The sequence below is a fragment of the Pseudomonas sp. GW821-FHT01E10 genome (assembly GCF_059422365.1).
The window spans coordinates 1-18845 of record NZ_JBWKWT010000029.1 but is presented as its reverse complement, the minus strand read 5'-3'; the positions used below and the strand labels follow the sequence as shown (position 1 = coordinate 18845).

Genomic DNA, 18845 nt, shown 5'->3' with positions numbered 1-18845 from the left:
GAAGCCTTGCCTTACTCGGCTTTCAGGCCGTCAGCGGACACCGCTTTGACGCCTTTGATTTTCTTGGCAATGGCCACGGCGGTGGCTTTCTGAGCTTCAGTCACCGCAACAGTGGACGACAGCGACACGACGCCTTTGTTGGTTTCGACTTTGATGTCGGTGCCAGGGATGCCTTTTTCAGTCACCAGGTCTGCTTTGACTTTGGTCGTGATCCAGGTATCGGAAGTAGCTTCCTTGGCTTTGGTCACTTCACCGGCGGCCAGCGTCATGGGAGCCTGGGTGGTATGGCTGGTCTGGGCGAATGCAGCGTTGGCCATCGTCAGGGTCAGCGCGGTAGCAGTAGCGGCAGCGATAGCGAACTTTTTCATACGAGTAACTCCTGTTCTTCTGGAAAGTCTGCTGCGTGTCGTCTTGTCAGCAGGGTTACCAGAGAGAGTGCGAACGCTGTGCCAACTAGCAACCAAAAAATAAATACCTATAAATCAACAACTTAATAAAAATGACAACTTTCGAAATCATGCAAAATGCATGAGTGCGACATTATCTACATGCAAGTTGCGGGTTTTAACGCAGGCCTAAGGGCATGAATTGTCGGGGGTTTTCGTGATCATCCGAATCGCCCCCCGCCCAAATGACCAACAAAAATGCCCCGCGTCGTGAGAAGCGGGGCATTGTTTATGCCGGGTGATATGGATCAGGTACCGGTGCAGCCTTTAGGTGCGTACTCTTGTAGAGCCGTGGTGGCGCATGTCCAGCCACCGGCGAGGGTACGCGAAAGCGTAATGGTCTTGCTGAGCACAGGCCCTGGAGCATTGAGGATCGTGCAGGCAATAGTGCCCACACCGGTAGCGGTGGTACCCGATGCCGTAATCGTGCAGTTACCTGTAGTCGCCGTACCGCCGATCAAAGCGAGGGTAGGATCTGTACCCTGATTCATAATGTCTTCAAAAGGCACCTTCAGTGCCGAGATTTCTGCAAGCGCAGCGGTAACTTTCGCCCGTGATTGGTACTTCGAATACTGCGGCAACGCAAACGTCGCCAGAATCCCGATGATCGCCACCACGATCAGCAGTTCGATCAGGGTAAAACCATTTTGATTTTTCATAGACAGGCTCCATGCATGAGTCGAAATCTCATGATCTGTAGAGGGTGCAGCACAGGTCATGCCAAGTCGTATGCGCCCCTGCAGACTGGGCTCGGGATCACGACAAAGACCTTTCGTACCCCCAGGATCCGCACTTTCTGACATTTTTTGTCACCTCACCTCGGCTGGTTTGGTTCCACTGTTTGACTAGGCTATAAGTCATTAACCGCCTGCGTCCGGAATCCCAATGAATGACATTGCCCTTAGCGGTCTGGCCAAGCAATTGGTGCTGGCCGAGCTGATCACTGATCAAAGTGCGCAACAGGCGTATCAGCAAGCCCAACGCGATCGAGTCTCACTGGTCAGTTATCTGGTGCAAAACAAACTGCTGAAAAGCTGGCAGGTCGCCGAGGTGGCTTCGGAGCATTTCGGCATGGCCCTGCTGGACCTCAACTGCCTGGAAAAAGACACCCAACCCAAGGGGCTGGTCAGCGAAAAACTGATCCGCCAGCACCACGCCCTACCCCTCTGGCGACGCGGCAACAAACTGTTCGTGGGGGTTTCCGATCCGAGTAATCAACAGGTCATCAACGACATCCAGTTCAGTACCGGGCTGAACACCGAAGCCATCCTGGTCGAAGAGGACAAGCTTAGCGACGCCATCGAAAGATTCTTCGACAGCCACGCCACCGACCTGCAAGAGATGGCCGATGTCGACCTCGACGGTCTGGACATCGAGTCGGTCGACGACCAGAAACAGGACGCCATCGGCGGACAGGACACCGATGACGCGCCCGTGGTGCGCTTCGTCCACAAGATGTTGCTCGATGCGATCAAGAGCGGGTCTTCCGACCTGCATTTCGAACCCTACGAAAAAACCTACCGCGTGCGGATGCGCACCGATGGCATCCTGCATGAAGTTGCCAAGCCACCAACGCAACTGGCCAACCGCATTGCTTCCCGGCTCAAAGTCATGGCCAGTCTCGACATCTCCGAGCGGCGCAAACCCCAGGACGGGCGAATCAAGATGCGCCTGTCCAAGAGCAAGTCCATCGACTTCCGGGTCAACACCCTGCCGACCCTGTGGGGCGAAAAAGTGGTGATCCGGATCCTCGATCCGTCCAGCGCGCAAATGGGCATCGATGCCCTCGGCTATGAGCCGGAGCAGAAAGACCTGTACATGGCCGCCCTCAAGCAACCACAGGGGATGATCCTGGTGACCGGGCCCACCGGTTCAGGCAAGACCGTGTCGCTCTATACCGGGCTGAACATCCTCAACACCGTCAACATCAACATCTCCACTGCCGAAGACCCGGTGGAAATCAACATGGAGGGCGTCAACCAGGTCAACGTCAATCCCAGGCAGGGAATGGATTTCGCCCAGGCGTTGCGCTCGTTTCTGCGCCAGGACCCGGACGTGATCATGGTCGGCGAAATCCGCGACCTCGAAACTGCCGAAATTGCCATCAAGGCCGCCCAGACCGGGCACATGGTGCTTTCCACCCTGCACACCAACAGCGCTGCGCAAACCCTGACCCGCCTGCACAACATGGGGATTCAGGGCTTCAACATTGCGACCTCGGTCAGCCTGATCATTGCCCAGCGCCTGGCGCGCAAGTTGTGCAGCCATTGCAAGAAACCCATCGAGATTCCCCGCGAGACGCTGCTCAAGGAAGGCTTCCCCGAGGAACGCATCGGCTCATTCACGATCTATGAACCGGTCGGTTGCAATCAATGCAATGCTGGCTACAAAGGGCGAGTGGGGATTTATGAAGTGGTGAAGAACACTCCTGACCTGCAACGGCTGATCATGGCCGAAGGCAATTCACTGGAGATCGACCTCCAGATGCGCAAGGACGGCTTCAACGACCTGCGCACGTCGGGCTTGCTCAAGGCCATGCAAGGCATCACCAGCCTTGAAGAAATCAACCGGGTCACGAAGGACTGAATATGGCGGTCAAAGCAGCGAAAATCAGCGTGTATGCCTGGGAAGGCACGGATCGCAAAGGTGCGAAAATGACCGGCGAGTTGACCGGACAAAATCCAGCGCTGATCAAGGCCCAGTTGCGCAAGCAGGGCATCAATCCGGGCAAGGTGCGGAAAAAGTACGCGTCCATTTTCAGTGCCGGCAAGCGCATCAAACCCTTGGACATCGCCCTGTTTACCCGGCAGATGGCGACCATGATGAAAGCCGGCGTACCGCTCCTGCAATCGTTCGAGATCATCGGCGAGGGCTTCGATAACCCGAACATGCGCAAGCTGGTGGACGAGGTGAAACAGGAAGTCGCGGCCGGTAACAGCTTCGCCGCGGCCCTGCGCAAAAAGCCCCAGTATTTCGACGAGCTGTACTGCAACCTGGTGGACGCCGGCGAGCAGGCCGGTGCCCTGGATACCCTGCTGGAACGGGTGGCGACCTACAAGGAAAAGAGCGAAAGCCTCAAGGCCAAGATCAAGAAAGCCATGACCTACCCGCTGGCCGTGGTGTTCGTCGCAATCATTGTGACCGGCATTCTGCTGGTCAAGGTTGTGCCGCAATTCCAGTCGGTATTCTCGGGGTTCGGCGCCGAACTGCCGGCGTTCACCGTGATGGTCATCGGCTTGTCGGAGTTCATGCAGGACTGGTGGTGGATGATACTCGGCGTGTTGGCTGGGGGGATCTTCGGCCTGCGCCATGCCTTCAAGAATTCCCCGGGCTTTCGCGACCGGACGGACACCTGGCTGCTGAAACTGCCGTTGGTTGGCGCGCTCATGTACAAGTCCGCCGTGGCCCGTTACGCCCGCACCCTGTCGACGACGTTTGCCGCCGGCGTGCCACTGGTCGAAGCCCTGGAGTCAGTGGCGGGCGCGACCGGCAACATCGTGTTCAAGCGAGCGGTGTTGCGCATCAAGCAGGACGTTTCGACCGGCATGCAGCTGAATTTTTCCATGCGTACCTCCGGCATCTTTCCGACCATGGCGATCCAGATGACGGCCATTGGCGAAGAGTCCGGCGCGCTGGACGACATGCTCGACAAGGTCGCGGGTTTCTATGAGGCCGAGGTGGACAACATGGTCGATAACCTGACCAGCCTGATGGAGCCGTTCATCATGGTGGTGCTGGGTGTTATCGTCGGCGGGCTGGTGGTTGCAATGTACCTGCCCATCTTCCAACTCGGCTCAGCGGTCTGATATGTCCTTGAACGAATTTCTGAGCCTCAACCCGCTGGCCTTCGTGATGACCGCAGGGCTGATCGGCCTGCTGATCGGCAGTTTTCTCAACGTGGTGGTCTGGCGCCTGCCGAAAATGCTTGAGCGTGAATGGCGCCTGCAGGCCCATGACGTACTGGACTTGCCAGTCGAAGCCCCCGGTCCGACCTACAACCTGATATTGCCCCACTCCGAGTGTCCTCACTGCGGCCATCGGATTCGAGTGTGGGAGAACATTCCAATACTCAGTTATCTGTTTTTACGTGGGCGATGCTCGAGCTGCGCAGCGCCGATCAGTAAACGTTACCCGCTGACCGAACTGGCCTGCGGCCTGCTGTCGGCGTTCGTCGCCTGGCATTTCGGTTTCGGCTGGCAGGCCTGCATGGTGCTGGTCCTGAGTTGGGGCCTGCTGGCGATGAGCCTGATCGATGCCGAACATCAACTGTTGCCGGACGTACTGGTGATGCCATTGATGTGGTTGGGACTGGTCCTCAACAGCTTCGGGCTCTTCGTATCACTGCATGACGCGTTCTGGGGCGCGGTGGCCGGCTACATGGCGCTGTGGACGGTGTTCTGGCTGTTCAAGCTGGTCACCGGCAAGGACGGCATCGGTTACGGTGACTTCAAGCTCCTGGCGATGCTCGGCGCCTGGGGCGGCTGGCAGATCCTGCCCATGACCATTCTGCTGTCATCGCTGGTAGGGGCCATTCTCGGGGTGATTTTGCTGCGCCTGCGGGATGCGAAAACCTCGACGCCGCTACCCTTTGGACCCTATCTGGCCATTGCCGGCTGGATTGCCTTGCTCTGGGGTGGTCAAATAACCGGCTTCTATTGGCAGTTTGTCGGTTTGAAATGAATACCCCTGTGGAAAAACCCTGGATTCTCGGCCTGACCGGCGGCATCGGCAGCGGCAAAAGCGCGGCTGCGCAGCACTTCATCGACCTCGGCGTGCACGTGGTGGACGCCGATCATGCGGCTCGCTGGGTGGTCGAACCCGGTCGCCCGGCACTGGCAAAAATCGCCGAGCACTTTGGCCCCGGCGTGTTGCAAGCCGATGGCCAGCTGGATCGTGCGGCCCTGCGCAAGCTGATCTTCGAGGTGCCGGAAGAACGCCGCTGGCTCGAAGCGCTACTGCATCCGTTGATCGCCGAGGAAATCGCCCATCATCTGGCCAAGGCACAATCGCCTTACGCGATTCTGGTTTCGCCGCTGCTGATCGAGTCCGGGCAGTACGCCATGACCCAACGGGTCCTGGTGATCGATGCCCCGGAACAGTTACAGATCGAACGCACCCTGCAGCGTGACCAGACCAGCGAGCAGCAAGTCCAGGCGATCCTCAAGGCTCAGTCCAGCCGACAGGACCGCTTGAGCCATGCCGACGATGTGGTGGTCAACGACCGCGACCTCGCCTGGCTGCACAGCGAGGTCGAACGCCTGCATCACTTTTACCTTACTTTGCGTGGAGGCCAGTCATGAGCCAAACCCCGACCGTCGAATGCCCAACCTGTGGCGCCCCTGTCGAATGGAGCCCCGAGAGCAAGTTCCGGCCGTTCTGTTCGGACCGTTGCAAACTGATCGACTTGGGCGCCTGGGCGTCGGAAGAACACAAGATCCCGGTGCCCCCTGATGCCGAGGACGAGATGTTCAGCGGCGACTTCGACCCGCGTCACTGATCCCGGCCATCAGGGCCGCATAAAGCCATAGTCCTGGCCCACGTCGAGGTTCTCGGCGAGAAACCGCAACTCATCGGCCAGGTCTTCGATATTGCGCACTGCCTTGCTCTGCTGCACCACCGCACTGAGCAAGGCGCGCAGGCTCAACCCCGGATCAAAGCCCACCTCTTGCGCCACATCCAGACTCTGACGCAACTCCTGCCTGGCCCACTCGTAGACACTCATTTCGATGCTCCTGAAGGTTTTCCGAAGCATGGATTCGTCAACGTTTTTTGGATTTGATGTGGATCAAGATTTGGGATCGTCATCTTTCCAGGGCGCCGATAGATAGCGCGTGCGATTGAACGTCTCCAGCCATTCTGGGCAAAACACCACCAACGCGCTGACCACCATGCCGTTGATGAACGCTTCCGGAAAAATCAGCAACCACAGGTAACCGACAAAGTCTTCCAGCCAGTACGGCATGACGAATCGCTCGTCGTACCACAGCAGCGTGAGCGTCAGGATCAGGCACAACAAGGCCGACAGCGCAGCGGCAAAAAAACCGGAACAGAAGATGTACACGAAGGGATTACGTGGCTGCGCGCGCTCCACCAGGATGGCGCAGCACTCGGTGACCAGCACCGGCAGCAGGATCAGCAGAGCGCCATTGACCCCGACAGCGGCCAGGTCCTGACGCCCGAGCAACACCAAGCCCACCTGCGCGACCAACCCGCCGACAATCGCCAACGGCCAATCCAGTAGTAAGGTCACGGCGGTCATGCCGATGAAGTGATAGGACACACCGGTATCGAAGTCCCGTCGCACCAGCCACAGCATGAACAGCGCAAACACCGTACCGAACAACAGATGCTGGCGGCGGCTGTCGCTGAACAGTTCGACCCATGGCGCTCGCGCAATTGCCCAGATCAGCGCCGGTATATAGATCAGCCAACCCACCGTCAGGGTTTCGGATGACAGTAACTCGGCACCGATCATGGCTGGGCACACTCCTTTGTCTTACCAGAAGAGAACAGGTCATCAGTCTACACCGGCCTTTGATTTTGCTCTGGAGGGGCGTTTTACGATTGGGGGGCATGTTCGTTGCTGCGGTAATGGCGGCTCTTTGGTGGCGTACATATCCATTTTTTTGTAACGGCCACTTATGGTTCCGCCCTTACGGCGGGTCACTTTCGAAAAGCGCGAAAGTAACCAAAGCGCTTTTGCCCCTCCATTCGGTGCCTCGCCTAGGCTCGGCATGCCCTCACTCCGGCATTGCTCCGGGGGCCCGCCGCCATCGGCCATCCATGGCCGGGGGCGGCTACCGCGGCATCCCTGCCGCGGTGCCCCCTGCGCAATACCTGCGTTCGGCCTCTGGGAAAGGGGCGGATAGATCAAGATCAAAAACCAAAGCAACGGCAAGATCAAAAGATCGCAGCCTTCGGCAGCTCCTACAGGGGAATGCGTTCACTTGAAGTCAGGCCGGCCGGTAGGCCGCCTCGCTATTGCTTTGGCGGTGCACGCCCCCTCGAGAGGCCGAGTGGAGGTTCTGCGCAGTGGGCAACCCGGCATGGATGCCGGGTTAGCCGCCCCCGGCCATGGATGGCCGATGGCGGCGGGCCCACGGAGCAGGACCGGAGCGAGGGCACCCTGAGCCTAGGCGAAGGGCCGAACGAAAGGGGCAAGAGCCTTTGGTTACTTTGGGCTTTTCAAAGTGACTCGCTGTAAGAGCGAAACCGCCAGCCGGCACTACCGCAGAAACGGATATGCACACAATCAACAGCGATTGTTACATTTCCCGCAAGACTGAATCAGACCCAGCCCCCTTTATCCCCCACAGGCAAAGACTAAAATTCAGACACTGGAACCCACACAGAGCACAGAAAAATGAAAACCCTGACCAGCCTGCTCCTGACCCTCGCCGCCACCTCGGCCCTGGCCGCCAACGAGCCAGCCGCTGCCACCCCGTACAACCCGGCACAACCACTGGACATCGCCAAGGTCGTTTCAGTGACAGACACCGCAACCGCCTGCGGAGTCGTGCCAGCGACCATGGAATATGTCGACCATCAGGGCCAGACCCATCGCGTGACGTACGAAGTCATGGGCAACTGCACCACCGATCTGTGATCGCTCCGGTCATAACAACTTCCATGTGTAGCTGAGAATCAGGCGGTTCTCGTCGATATCACTGCGGTAGTTGGAGCGCGCCATGGCGTTGCGCACGCGGATCCCGAGGCCTTTGAGGCTGCCGCTTTGCAACACATAGCCGATGTCCAGATCGCGCTCGCGGTCCTTGCCTTCAAACCCCTTGCCGGTGTCGACGTTATTGCCGGTGATGTAACGCACGGTGCTGGTCAGCCCCGGCACGCCGAGGGCGGCGAAGTCGTAGTCGTAACGCGCCTGCCAGGAACGCTCGTCGGCGTAGGCAAACTCGTAGGTCGGCACCTCGTTGCCCAACGGAGTGATGTTGGCAAACACTCGCGGGAAGGCGCTGTCGCCGAACATACCCTGATAGCCGACATAAAACGTGTGACCGCCGCGCTTGGCCGACAGCAAAGAGAAGAACGCCTGGTTGTCGATGTTGCCCAGTAATTTTTTGCCGTCCTCGCGCGAATCGTAATAGCCAAGGTTGGCGCCCAGGGTCCAGTCCCCCAACGGCTCGCTGTGCTTGAAGCCGAGAAAGCGCTGGTTGTAGATATCCTCCAATTGCCCGAACCAGGCGCTGACCGAGCTGCGTTTATCATTGAACGCGTAGTCGGCGCCGGCAAAGTTGAAACCATCGCTGCTGACCTGACGCTGGGGTACATGACCGAGCATGGCTTGCATCTTTTCATCGCCAGCCTCGTTGCGCAGGCTGGTCGAACTCAAATGACCGCCCTGTAAGGTCAGGCCATCGATCTCATTGGAGCTGATGCTTGCGCCCTGATAACTGGGCGGCAGCAGACGGATATCGCTGAAGGCCAGTACCGGCAGGTTGGGTTGCAGCTCCCCCACCTTCAATTCGGTCTTGGAGTAACGCACCTTCAGCGCGCCCCCCAGACGACTGTATTCAGTAGCCGCGTGTCCATCATTGCGCACCGGCAGCAAACCGGTATTGACCCGGTCCGGGCTGCTGTCGAGTTTGAGGCCGAGCAGGCCAATGACATCCACACCAAAACCGACAGGCCCCTGGGTATAACCGGATTTGACGTTGAGAATGAAGCCCTGTGCCCACTCTTCGGCCTTCGACTGTGTATTGGCCCCGACGATGTCGGAGAAGTCCCGGCTGAAGTAGTAATTGCGCGCTTGCAAGGTGGCGGTGCTGTCTTCGATGAAGCCGCCCTCGGCGGCCACCGCACCGGTGGAGAAACTCGAGACGACAGCGATGGACAACACTGACCCGGTTGTTGGAAAAATCTGTTTCATCGTTTTTTCTCTTATTTTTATTGATCGACAGGTTGAAGTGCTTCAGTCGCAGCATTTGCGCTGCGAGCGATGGGACGCCGGGCGTTTAACAACCAGTGGGTGACCATGCCGAAAATCAGTCCCCAGAAAGCGGCAGACAACCCAAACAGCGACATGCCCGAGGCGGTGGTGAGAAAGGTCACCAGCGCGGCTTCACGATCACTCGGCACCGCCATTGCGCCAGCCAGTGCCCCGGCGATCGCGGAGAACAGCGCCAGCCCGGCCAGGGCCGCGATCAACTCCTTGGGAAACGCCGAAAACAACGAAACCAGCGTGGCGCCGAAGATCCCCAGCACCAAATAACAGAGACCGCCCACCACCCCGGCCACATAGCGTTTGCCCGGGTTTTCATGGGCCTCGCGACCGGTACAGATGGCGGCGGTAATCGCCGCCAGATTCAGCCCGTGACAACCGAACGGCGCCAACAGCGCAGTGCCCAACGCACTGCTGGCGATGATCGGGCCGGCGGGCGTTGCGTAGCCGCTGGCGCGCAGCACCGCCATGCCGGGGACAAACTGGCCGGTCAGCGCCACCATCACCAGCGGCAAGGCGATATTCAGCGTCGCGCTCAAACTGAACGCAGGCGTGATCCACACTGGCGTGGCCAAACCGATCACCAGCGCTTCGCGGTGCAAATCACCGGCGAGAAACGCGATGGAACAGCCCACCAGCAGCACCATCAACACCGCATAACGCGGCATCACCCGTTTGCAAATCAGGTACGTGGCAAACATCGCCAGCACCAGCTGCGGCTTGCCTTGCAACGAGACGAACAACCCGGTGCCGAAACTGAACAGAATCCCCGCCAGCATCGCCGCCGCAATCGCCGCGGGCAGTTTGCCGATGATCCGGTCAAATGCCCCCGACACCCCGACCAGAAAGATAATCAGGCTGCTGACCAGGTACGCGCCCACCGCTTCGGGCATGGAGATTCCCGGCAACAGCGCCACCAGCAACGCCGAGCCCGGCGCCGACCACGCAATGATCACCGGCACCCGGTAACGCAAGCTCAAACCGATACCGAGCACGGCGCTGCCGATGGAAATCGCCCAGACCCACGACGACAGCACTTCTCGCGAGAGGTGCGCGGTTTCGGCGGCTTGAAAGATGATCACCAAGGGGCCCGCGTAGGAGATCACCGTCGCGATAAATCCGGCGACGGCAGCCGACAAGGAAAAATCCCGGAATAACGCTTTCATGAAACGTCGCCGACAGACCCGTCACGCGAACCATGGCGCAGGCCCGACAGCGCTTGTTTGACACTGCGCTGACTGCTGATCGCGAACACGGTCATGGCAATGGCGGCCACCGCACCGGGCAAGGCAAACGCCATGAAGTTCAGTTGCAGCGGCAGGCTGATCCCCAGCAAGGCACCGCCCAGCAGCGGGCCGACGATGGCGCCGTTGCGGCCGATGCCCGACGCCCAGCCCAAACCGGTGGAGCGAATGGCCATGGAGTAGAACTGCGCGGCGCAGGCGTACAGCAGTATCTGCGAGCCGATGGTGGTGGCGCCAGCGATGGCGATCAGCAGGTACAACACCGGCATCGGGCTGTTGAAGCCAAGCAAGGTGATCGATACGGCTGCACCGGCGAAGAACACCGCCAACACGCGTGGCAGGTTGAGTTTGTCACCCAGCACACCGCCGCCGACCGCGCCAAAAATGGCGCCGAAGTTGAGTACCAGCAGGAACGACAGGCTCGAGCCCAGGCTGTAACCGGCGCTTGCCATCAGTTTCGGCAGCCAGGAACTCAAGGCGTAGACCATCAACAAGCAGCAGAAAAACGCCAGCCACAGCATCAGCGTGCGCAGCGCCCGCCCCTCACGAAACAACTGCAACACCGGGGTGCCGCTGCCCTTCACTTCGCTTATGTGCAGCTGATCGCCGGTTTGCGCGATGTACGCCGGATCGACTCGCTGGAGAATGTTGCGCGCCTCTTCATTGCGCCCCTGACGCAGCATGAAGCCCACCGATTCAGGCAGGAAGTACATGATCAACGGCAACAGCAGCAACGGCAGCACCGCCACGTAAAACACCGACTGCCAGCCGAAACTTGGGATCAGCACGATGCCGAGCCCCGCCGAGAGCATGCCGCCCACCGAGTAGCCGCTGAACATGATCGCCACCAGCGTGCTGCGGATTTTCTTCGGCGCGTATTCGTTCATCAGCGCCACGACGTTGGGCATCACCCCGCCAATGCCCAGCCCGGCAATGAACCGACAGAGGCCAAACTCGGTGGGGTTACTGGCAAAACCGTTGAGCACGGTAAAACCGCTGAACAGCATCACGCACAGGGTGATGGCTTTTTTACGACCGATCTTGTCTGACAGCGGGCCGAAAAACAGCGCGCCGAACATCATTCCAAACAGTGCATAACTTCCCAGTGCGCCGGCTTGCAGAGGACTGAGCCCCCACTCTTTCATCAGCATCGGCAACACCACGCCGTAGATCACCAAATCGTAACCGTCGAAAATGATGATCAGGGCGCACCAGAACAGCACCATCCAGTGAAAGCGGTTGAATCGTGCCTTGTCGATAACCTCATGTACGTCAATCTTGCGCATGGCATCTATCTCTTGTTGTTGTTTTTTTAAGAGTCGGTAACGCGGCTAACGTCCGTACAGCCGAGGGTAAAGTCGCCAGGCACGGGGCAATATCCGCTTTGCGCAGATCGCTATCCGTTTTGTGCACCGCCCGGAACCGGGCGTTGGGCGGGGAAAGAGGGTCTTGAATCAGAGAAACCTGTGGCGAGGAGCACGTCTATGCTGGATTTACCCGGCTCATGCCTTTGCTCCTATAGGAGGAAAAATCGATGGTTCCCACGCCCATTTCCGAAAAGGCTTTTTCCCGAGGTCTGCTCGATGTACTGATTCGTGCCGGGTTGATCGCCGTTCTGGTGGTTTTCTGCTTCCAGATATTCAGTCCATTCCTCGATCTGATGCTGTGGTCGATAATCCTGGCAATCACCCTCTACCCGTCACAAGTCAGGTTCAAAGGCGCGCTGGGAAACAAGGATGGGCTCAGCGCGACGCTGATTGTGCTGATCGCCATCTGCATCCTTATGGTGCCTGCCTATTTGTTGGGAACCTCGATTGCAGACTCCGTGGAACGGGCGATAAGCATGGTCAAAAGTGACAGTTTCCATATCCCCCCTCCGTCCGACGCGGTGGCCGGCTGGCCACTTGTGGGCAAACCCCTTCATGGCTTATGGACACAAGCTGTCACCAACCTGCCCGACCTGCTACAGAAGTTCATACCGCAAATCAAAGGTGTCAGCCTCTCCCTGCTGAGCAAGCTGGCGGGGGCCGGCATGGGGCTCCTTTTATTTATCTTTGCCCTGATTATTGCCGGTATTTTTTTAGCCTATGGTGAAAGTGGCCACCGCAGCGCAGTGCAAATCGCTTCGCGCTTCTGCGGCCCGGTCAAGGGACCGAAAATCACCGAGCTGTGCACCGCGACCATCCGGGCAGTGGCGTTGGGCGTGGTCGGCATCGCCTTCATCCAGATGCTGTTGATCGGCATCGGCTTTGTGTCCATGGGCATCCCCGGCGCAGGTCTTCTCGCCTTGGCGGTGCTGCTTATTGGCATCATGCAATTACCGGCCACCCTGATTACCCTTCCGGTCATCGTCTACGTCTTCGCGAACGAAGGTGCCAGCACGGCGACCATTGTGTTTGCCATCTATGTCTTCGTTGCGGGCCTGGTCGATAACGTCCTCAAGCCGTTGCTGCTAGGTCGAGGCGTCGATGTGCCAATGCCGGTGGTGCTGATCGGTGCCTTGGGCGGCATGGTCACGAGCGGTATCCTCGGCCTGTTTATCGGCCCTGTGATATTGGCGGTCGGTTATCGGCTGTTCTGGCAATGGGTAGACGATCAAGCGCAAGAACCCGGGACAGACCGCCAGGGACCGACCTGACACGTCTGCCGAGGATATCGCCATGCTGTTGAATCTACTCGCCGGTCTCCCTGTGATGCTGTTCTGCCTGCTGATGCAAGCCGTTTTCATAACTATCTGTTTGCGCCATTACGTGCATTTCAGGCATACCCATCCAAATCGTGAATCGCAATGGCTGAATATCCTGTTGCTGTCGATGGTCATGGTGCTGATGTTGCTCGGCAATTTCGTGCAGATCGCCATCTGGGCCACCCTGTTCATGTTGCTCGACGAATTCGACGAATTCGCCACTGCGCTCTATCACTCGGCAGTCAACTTCGCCACGCTGGGCTATGGCGATATCATCATGTCCCCACGCTGGCGTCTGCTTGGCCCACTGGAAGCAGCCAACGGCATCCTGATGTTTGGTGTCTCTACCTCAGTCATGACCGCTGCGGTGATGGATGTCATCAAACACAGCATGGAAAGGCTACAACAGCGCGAACACCTATAGGTACGTCAGAAAAAGCAGGTAAGGTTCTATCTGAAGAAATCGCGACAGCCTTTTTTCTTTTGCGACAGACTTTATTATTCAGATCACATTTGAACGCTAAGCTTGGGCCTATGGATGACTCAGATTATTTACGCCTGCTGACCATTGCGGCCGAGCAAGCCAACACGTTCCTTTCCAATGCCCGCAAATGGGAGCGTGAGCGTTGGGTTTGCCAGCGCCTGCTGCAAGGTCTGAACATTCCCTATCGCGCCGACGAGTTTGCCCCCGCCGGAGAGCCGCCGGACGTGCTGTTTCGCGACGCGAATTTCGAGGTGTTCTTCGTGCTCGACGAGGGCCGGCGCCTCAATGATGAATGGCGTGATGAGCTGCAACGTCGGCGCAGCGCGTTCTCCCTGAGCCAACTGGTGCGCCGCGAGGCCAAGCCCCGGCGCATCCCGGCTAATGAATTTCTGCTGAGACTGGCGCCAACCTTGCGCAAAAAAGCCCACAACTACAAAGAGCGCGGCATGGACCTGGGGGATCTGGACATCATCGCCTTCGCCAGCCTCAAGCGCGAAGTGCTGGACCTCAACAGCCACTTCCCGCCGCCCACCGAATACCTGCGCCAGGGCTGGCGCTCGTTGTCGCTGGTCGGCCCGACCTTCGCCCGCGTACTCTTCGCCCACCCGGATGCCCCGGATTTCCTGCGCAGCAACCTGGGGCGCAGCATCGTCTTCGATGTCGGGATCAGCTTGTGAGTCCCGCCACATATAGCGGCAACCCTGCACAGGATGGCGCAATCACTGGCCGAATGTTACAAAGCGCAATCGTTCACCCGAACCACATGCACCGTTCAACGCTTGCAGACAATCTGCTGTAACGTCTGCACATTCAGCAACGTCTACCCGACGAGGCCTTTATGACCAGCCGCCTGAACCCCGACGACCAGAAGCATGTCGAAGAGTACCTGCACCTGTCCCAGCACCAAGTCGAGCGCCGGCCTTTCCGGCCGTGGATGCTCCTGGTGGTGGTGTTGGCAGTGACCATTGGCCTGGGCCTGTTGAGCCGCTTGATCAGTTACCTGACGCTATGAGCTGCCTGGCGCTCGCTCGGGTAATTGCACCGATTTCTTTTAGCCTTGCGAGATATCCCCATGACTCATCGTATTGTCATCGTTGGCGGCGGCGCCGGCGGTCTGGAGTTGGCTACCCGTCTGGGTAAGACTCTGGGCAAGCGCGGCACGGCCAGTGTGATGCTGGTCGACGCGAACCTGACCCACATCTGGAAACCGCTGTTGCACGAAGTGGCCGCTGGATCGCTCAACTCTTCCGAAGACGAACTCAACTATGTTGCCCAGGCAAAATGGAACCATTTCGAGTTCCAGCTGGGGCGCATGAGCGGGCTCGATCGCACACAGAAGAAAATCCAGCTGGCCGCCACCTACGACGACGCTGGCCTTGAACTGGTACCCGCGCGCGAAGTGCCTTACGACTCGCTGGTGATCGCGGTCGGCAGTACCACCAACGACTTCGGCACTCAAGGCGCGGCGCAACACTGCCTGTTCCTCGACACCCGCAAACAGGCCGAGCGCTTCCATCAGCAACTGCTCAATCACTACCTGCGCGCGCACGCCGGACAGACCGACACCGTGCAACAGATCAGCGTGGCCATCGTCGGCGCCGGTGCCACCGGGGTCGAACTGGCAGCGGAACTGCACAACGCCGCCCATGAACTGGCGGCTTATGGCCTGGACCGGATCAAGCCGGAAAACATGCACATCACCCTGATCGAAGCCGGGCCACGGGTTCTCCCGGCGCTGCCGGAGCGGATCGGCGGACCTGTGCATAAAACCCTGGAGAAACTCGGGGTCAACGTCATGACCAATGCCGCGGTCAGCGAAGTGACCGCCGACAGCCTGATTACCGCCGACGGCCAGGTAATCAACGCCAGCCTCAAAGTCTGGGCCGCCGGGATTCGTGCGCCGGGTTTCCTCAAGGACATCGATGGCCTGGAAACCAACCGCATCAACCAGCTGCAAGTGCTGCCGACCCTGCAAACCAGCCGCGACGAGAACATCTTCGCCTTCGGTGACTGCGCGGCCTGCCCGCAACCGGGCAGCGACCGCAATGTGCCGCCGCGCGCCCAGGCGGCCCACCAACAGGCTTCGTTGCTGGCCAAATCGCTGAAACTGCGGATCGAAGGCAAGGCCCTGCCGGAATACAAATACACCGACTACGGCTCGCTGATTTCGCTGTCGCGTTTTTCGGCTGTGGGTAACTTGATGGGCAACCTGACCGGCAGCGTGATGCTCGAGGGCTGGCTGGCACGGATGTTTTACGTGTCGCTGTACCGCATGCACCAGATGGCGCTGTATGGCGCGTTCCGTACGGCGATGTTGATGCTGGGTAGCAAGATTGGGCGTGGGACCGAGCCGCGGCTCAAGTTGCACTAAATTTTCGGCGTCTGTCAGGGCCTCATCGCGGGCAAGCCACGCTCCCACAGGATCTGCGTCGTACGCAAATATGCGGCCAACAAAGATTAACTGTGGGAGCGTGGCTTGCCCGCGATGCAGGCGCCTCGGTCTACCCCGTGAACACTTCTGTGTCTCACTGTATCTCCCCCACGATTTCACCCCTTCGCTTACAAACTCCCTCCTTGCACGACACAGTAGCGATACACCGCGCCCGCTAAATGGCCACACCCGAGCAAGGCACCGCCTGCTTCGGTCATCGCCGCACTTGCGTGGCGTCCTTTATCGAACGGTTGTGTCGTGCAACCCAGGAGATTTGTAATGTCCCGTACCACTACTCTCAGCAAAAACACCGTTGGCCTGCTCGGTGCCGTCCTGGCCGGTGGCCTGATGTTGTCCGGTTCCGTATTCGCCGCGCAGCCACTGACCCAGGGCTACATGGTCGCCTCCGCCGAAACTTCGGTAAAAACCCCAGAAGGCAAATGTGGCGAAGGCAAGTGCGGCGATGCCTCGATGGCCAAGACCGACACCGATGGCGATGGTCAGGTGTCCCGTGCGGAGTTCCTGAAAGTGGCGCCCAAGGGCGACTTCGACAAGATCGACACTAACCACGATGGTCAAATCTCGGAACAAGAGGCTTTCGACAATGTGAAAGCCAGCTACGAAGCCAATGGCAAAAAAATGCCAAAAGGCTTGTTCGAGCACCTGAAAGACAACAGCTAAGCCAATGAAGACCAGGCCCTGCTTCTCCATCGAGGAGCGGGGCTTTTTTTCGTCCGGCGGATTTACAACTGAAACCGCTGCACCATGGTCCGTAACGAATTGGCCAACTGCGACAGCTCATGGCTGGAGGCGCTAGTCTGATCGGCGCCAGCAGCGGAGCGTACCGACAAATCGCGAATGTTCACCAGGTTGCGATCAACTTCACGCGCCACTTGCGCCTGCTCCTCGGCGGCGCTGGCGATCACCAGGTTGCGTTCGTGGATCTGGTGAACCGAAGCGGTGATGGTCTGCAGCGCTTCGCCCGCATGCTCCGCCAACGCCAGGGTGCTGGCGGCCCGCGAGGAGCTGGCTTGCATGGAGTCCAGCGCCTGGGTTGAGCCAGTACGCATGCCCTGAACCATTTGTTCGATTTCCTGAGTCGACTGTTGCGTGCGGTACGCCAGGGCACGCACTTCGTCGGCAACCACCGCGAAACCTCGACCACTTTCGCCCGCACGCGCCGCTTCGATGGCCGCGTTGAGGGCGAGCAAATTGGTCTGTTCGGCAATGGCACGAATCACATCCAGCACCTTGCCGATGTCCTGAGACTGGTTGGCCAGCGACTGCACCAAGCCGCCCGTCGTCTGCACGTCGCTGGCAAGGGCGCTGATGGCACTCACGGTTTCGCTCACTCGCTGATGGCCAACGTGTGCCGACTCACTGGATTGGCGCGTGGCGTCAGAGGTAGAAACCGCGTTGCGTGCGACCTCCTCCACCGCGGCGGTCATTTCGGTGACGGCTGTCGCCGCTTGTTCAATCTCGTTGTTCTGCTGTTGCAGATTCTGGGTGCTGTCGAGGGTGACCGCGTTCAATTCATCGGCTGCCGTCGCCAATTGCGCCGCCGAACCGCTGATGCCCTGCAAGGTGTCACGCAGGTTGTGTTGCATGGTCGCCAGCGCCTTGAGCAAGCGGCTCACTTCGTCGTTGCCATGGGTCTCGATGGGGCGGGTCAGATCGCCTCGTGCCACGTTTTCCGCAGCGTTCAACGCCTCTGCCAAGGGTTTGACGATGCTACGGGTCAACAGCATCGCAAGGCCGACCGTGGCCAGCGCCGCGAGGGCAATAAACAGGCTGACGATCATCCGGGAGGTGGCATAGTGCTCTTGGGATTTCCGGCTCTCGGCGGCCACTAGCCGGGTGAACAGTTCCGCCAGATCGTTGAGCTGTTTGCCCGAACCGTCGACAACAGTCTTCATGTCGACCAGAAGTAGTTTGGTCAGCTCGTCACGCCTCCCTTGCTCAGCGAGGGTGAAGGATTGGGCGATGCCGCTGCCGTAGGCGGCGAAGGTTTTTTTGAACTGGTCATACAACTCCTGGCCCTCAGGGGTGGTGACCAATTTGTCATAAGCGGCAATTTTCTCGCTCAATTCCTTGTCGCGCGTGTCCATTTGGCTGCGGTAAGTGGCGATGTTCTTCGGATCTTGATCCAAGGCCATGCGCAGGGAAATGGTACGGATGCGCAACATGAGCTCGCGGATCTCGTCACCGCCGCGAATGCTCGGCAACCATTGGGCCTCCACCGCCACCTCGCTGTCGCGAATGCTCGACATCTGCCCCAGTGCAAATACCCCGAGCAATGCCACCAGTACCGCGATCAAGGCAAAACCCAGCGCGGCGCGAGGGGCAATATTCAGCTGACGAAGAAACATAACGAGCGCCTTTGTTTTTATTGGCTGGAGTCGAGGCCCTGTCCGTGCCCCGTTAGCTCGTTATCGGCAAGTTGTACGATGACTTGAAGCGATCTGCTTTTTCGCAGACAAAAAAAATCCCCGTATCTTTCGATACGAGGATTTTTAATATGGTCGGGGTAAGGGGATTCGAACTCCTGACATCCTGCTCCCAAAGCAGGCGCGCTACCGGACTGCGCTATACCCCGGT

General features: G+C 58.9%; 20 protein-coding genes and 1 tRNA gene. 12 read left to right on the top strand and 9 right to left on the bottom strand.

Annotated elements, in window-relative coordinates:
• Positions 1–11: 11 nt before the first annotated feature.
• Complete coding sequence (locus AC07V0_RS28195; RefSeq protein WP_064620389.1) at positions 12–368, bottom strand: BON domain-containing protein; 357 nt, start codon at positions 366–368, stop codon at positions 12–14.
• Between the two features lie 326 nt (positions 369–694).
• Complete coding sequence (locus AC07V0_RS28190; RefSeq protein WP_019650990.1) at positions 695–1105, bottom strand: pilin; 411 nt, start codon at positions 1103–1105, stop codon at positions 695–697.
• Positions 1106–1331: 226 nt separating this feature from the next.
• Here AC07V0_RS28190 and pilB point away from each other — a divergent pair, with 226 nt between their 5' ends.
• Genes pilB through yacG form a run of 5 tightly spaced genes read left to right on the top strand, consistent with a single transcriptional unit; the run spans position 1332 to position 5943 of the window.
• Positions 1332–3032 (top strand): type IV-A pilus assembly ATPase PilB, encoded by a 1701-nt coding sequence (pilB, locus tag AC07V0_RS28185; RefSeq protein ID WP_064620392.1) that lies wholly within the window; start codon positions 1332–1334, stop codon positions 3030–3032.
• A gap of 2 nt (positions 3033–3034) precedes the next feature.
• On the top strand, positions 3035–4252 hold the full coding sequence (locus tag AC07V0_RS28180; protein WP_018930188.1) for a type II secretion system F family protein: 1218 nt from the start codon (positions 3035–3037) through the stop codon (positions 4250–4252).
• Between the two features lies 1 nt (position 4253).
• The gene (locus tag AC07V0_RS28175) at positions 4254–5126 is read left to right on the top strand and encodes a prepilin peptidase (RefSeq protein ID WP_064620394.1); all 873 of its coding nucleotides are present in this window, start codon (positions 4254–4256) and stop codon (positions 5124–5126) included.
• Positions 5123–5746, top strand: coding sequence for a dephospho-CoA kinase (gene coaE, locus AC07V0_RS28170; protein ID WP_026286732.1), 624 nt, complete (start codon positions 5123–5125; stop codon positions 5744–5746). The genes AC07V0_RS28175 and coaE overlap by 4 nt, the downstream gene beginning before the upstream one ends.
• Complete coding sequence (gene yacG, locus AC07V0_RS28165) at positions 5743–5943, top strand: DNA gyrase inhibitor YacG (RefSeq protein ID WP_018930185.1); 201 nt, start codon at positions 5743–5745, stop codon at positions 5941–5943. Before coaE ends, yacG begins: the two co-directional genes overlap by 4 nt.
• A 9-nt stretch (positions 5944–5952) precedes the next feature.
• On the opposite strand, the gene AC07V0_RS28160 is transcribed toward yacG, so the two are convergent.
• On the bottom strand, positions 5953–6168 hold the full coding sequence (locus AC07V0_RS28160; protein WP_086945893.1) for a hypothetical protein: 216 nt from the start codon (positions 6166–6168) through the stop codon (positions 5953–5955).
• Positions 6169–6231: 63 nt separating this feature from the next.
• On the bottom strand, positions 6232–6921 hold the full coding sequence (locus AC07V0_RS28155; protein ID WP_018930184.1) for an energy-coupling factor ABC transporter permease: 690 nt from the start codon (positions 6919–6921) through the stop codon (positions 6232–6234).
• A gap of 888 nt (positions 6922–7809) precedes the next feature.
• On the opposite strand from AC07V0_RS28155, the gene AC07V0_RS28150 reads away from it, so the two are divergent.
• Positions 7810–8052, top strand: a complete 243-nt coding sequence (locus tag AC07V0_RS28150) for a DUF2790 domain-containing protein (protein ID WP_086945894.1) — start codon at positions 7810–7812, stop codon at positions 8050–8052.
• Positions 8053–8061: 9 nt separating this feature from the next.
• Here AC07V0_RS28150 and AC07V0_RS28145 read toward each other — a convergent pair whose 3' ends face one another.
• From AC07V0_RS28145 to AC07V0_RS28135, 3 genes are read right to left on the bottom strand one after another with little or no spacing between them, the layout of a single operon-like run.
• Positions 8062–9330, bottom strand: a complete 1269-nt coding sequence (locus AC07V0_RS28145) for an OprD family porin (RefSeq protein ID WP_086945895.1) — start codon at positions 9328–9330, stop codon at positions 8062–8064.
• 17 nt (positions 9331–9347) lie between these two features.
• Positions 9348–10568 (bottom strand): benzoate/H(+) symporter BenE family transporter, encoded by a 1221-nt coding sequence (locus AC07V0_RS28140; protein ID WP_028938886.1) that lies wholly within the window; start codon positions 10566–10568, stop codon positions 9348–9350.
• Positions 10565–11932, bottom strand: coding sequence for an aromatic acid/H+ symport family MFS transporter (locus AC07V0_RS28135; RefSeq protein ID WP_086945896.1), 1368 nt, complete (start codon positions 11930–11932; stop codon positions 10565–10567). Before AC07V0_RS28135 ends, AC07V0_RS28140 begins: the two co-directional genes overlap by 4 nt.
• Positions 11933–12180: 248 nt before the next feature.
• On the opposite strand from AC07V0_RS28135, the gene AC07V0_RS28130 reads away from it, so the two are divergent.
• From AC07V0_RS28130 to AC07V0_RS28105, 6 genes are all read left to right on the top strand, one after another.
• Entirely contained in the window at positions 12181–13284 is a 1104-nt protein-coding gene (locus AC07V0_RS28130) for an AI-2E family transporter (protein ID WP_086945897.1), read from the top strand.
• A 22-nt stretch (positions 13285–13306) separates the two neighbouring features.
• Positions 13307–13756: a potassium channel family protein gene (locus AC07V0_RS28125; protein ID WP_018930176.1), complete on the top strand. Its 450-nt coding sequence runs from the start codon at positions 13307–13309 to the stop codon at positions 13754–13756.
• Positions 13757–13866: 110 nt separating this feature from the next.
• Complete coding sequence (locus AC07V0_RS28120) at positions 13867–14493, top strand: DUF1780 domain-containing protein (protein WP_007938395.1); 627 nt, start codon at positions 13867–13869, stop codon at positions 14491–14493.
• A gap of 161 nt (positions 14494–14654) precedes the next feature.
• On the top strand, positions 14655–14828 hold the full coding sequence (locus AC07V0_RS28115; RefSeq protein WP_007938396.1) for a DUF3094 domain-containing protein: 174 nt from the start codon (positions 14655–14657) through the stop codon (positions 14826–14828).
• Between the two features lie 60 nt (positions 14829–14888).
• Positions 14889–16187 carry an NAD(P)/FAD-dependent oxidoreductase gene (locus AC07V0_RS28110; RefSeq protein WP_086945898.1) on the top strand — a complete coding sequence of 433 codons (1299 nt, stop codon included), beginning with the start codon at positions 14889–14891 and terminating at the stop codon, positions 16185–16187.
• Between the two features lie 339 nt (positions 16188–16526).
• Positions 16527–16928, top strand: coding sequence for an HvfA family oxazolone/thioamide-modified RiPP metallophore (locus tag AC07V0_RS28105; RefSeq protein ID WP_086945899.1), 402 nt, complete (start codon positions 16527–16529; stop codon positions 16926–16928).
• A 62-nt stretch (positions 16929–16990) separates the two neighbouring features.
• On the opposite strand, the gene AC07V0_RS28100 is transcribed toward AC07V0_RS28105, so the two are convergent.
• Both AC07V0_RS28100 and AC07V0_RS28095 read right to left on the bottom strand, forming a co-directional pair.
• A complete protein-coding gene (locus AC07V0_RS28100) occupies positions 16991–18616 on the bottom strand; it encodes a methyl-accepting chemotaxis protein (RefSeq protein WP_086945900.1) in 1626 nt (541 codons plus the stop codon).
• A gap of 150 nt (positions 18617–18766) precedes the next feature.
• Positions 18767–18843: transfer RNA gene (locus AC07V0_RS28095), tRNA-Pro, on the bottom strand.
• Between the last annotated feature and the right edge of the window lie 2 nt (positions 18844–18845).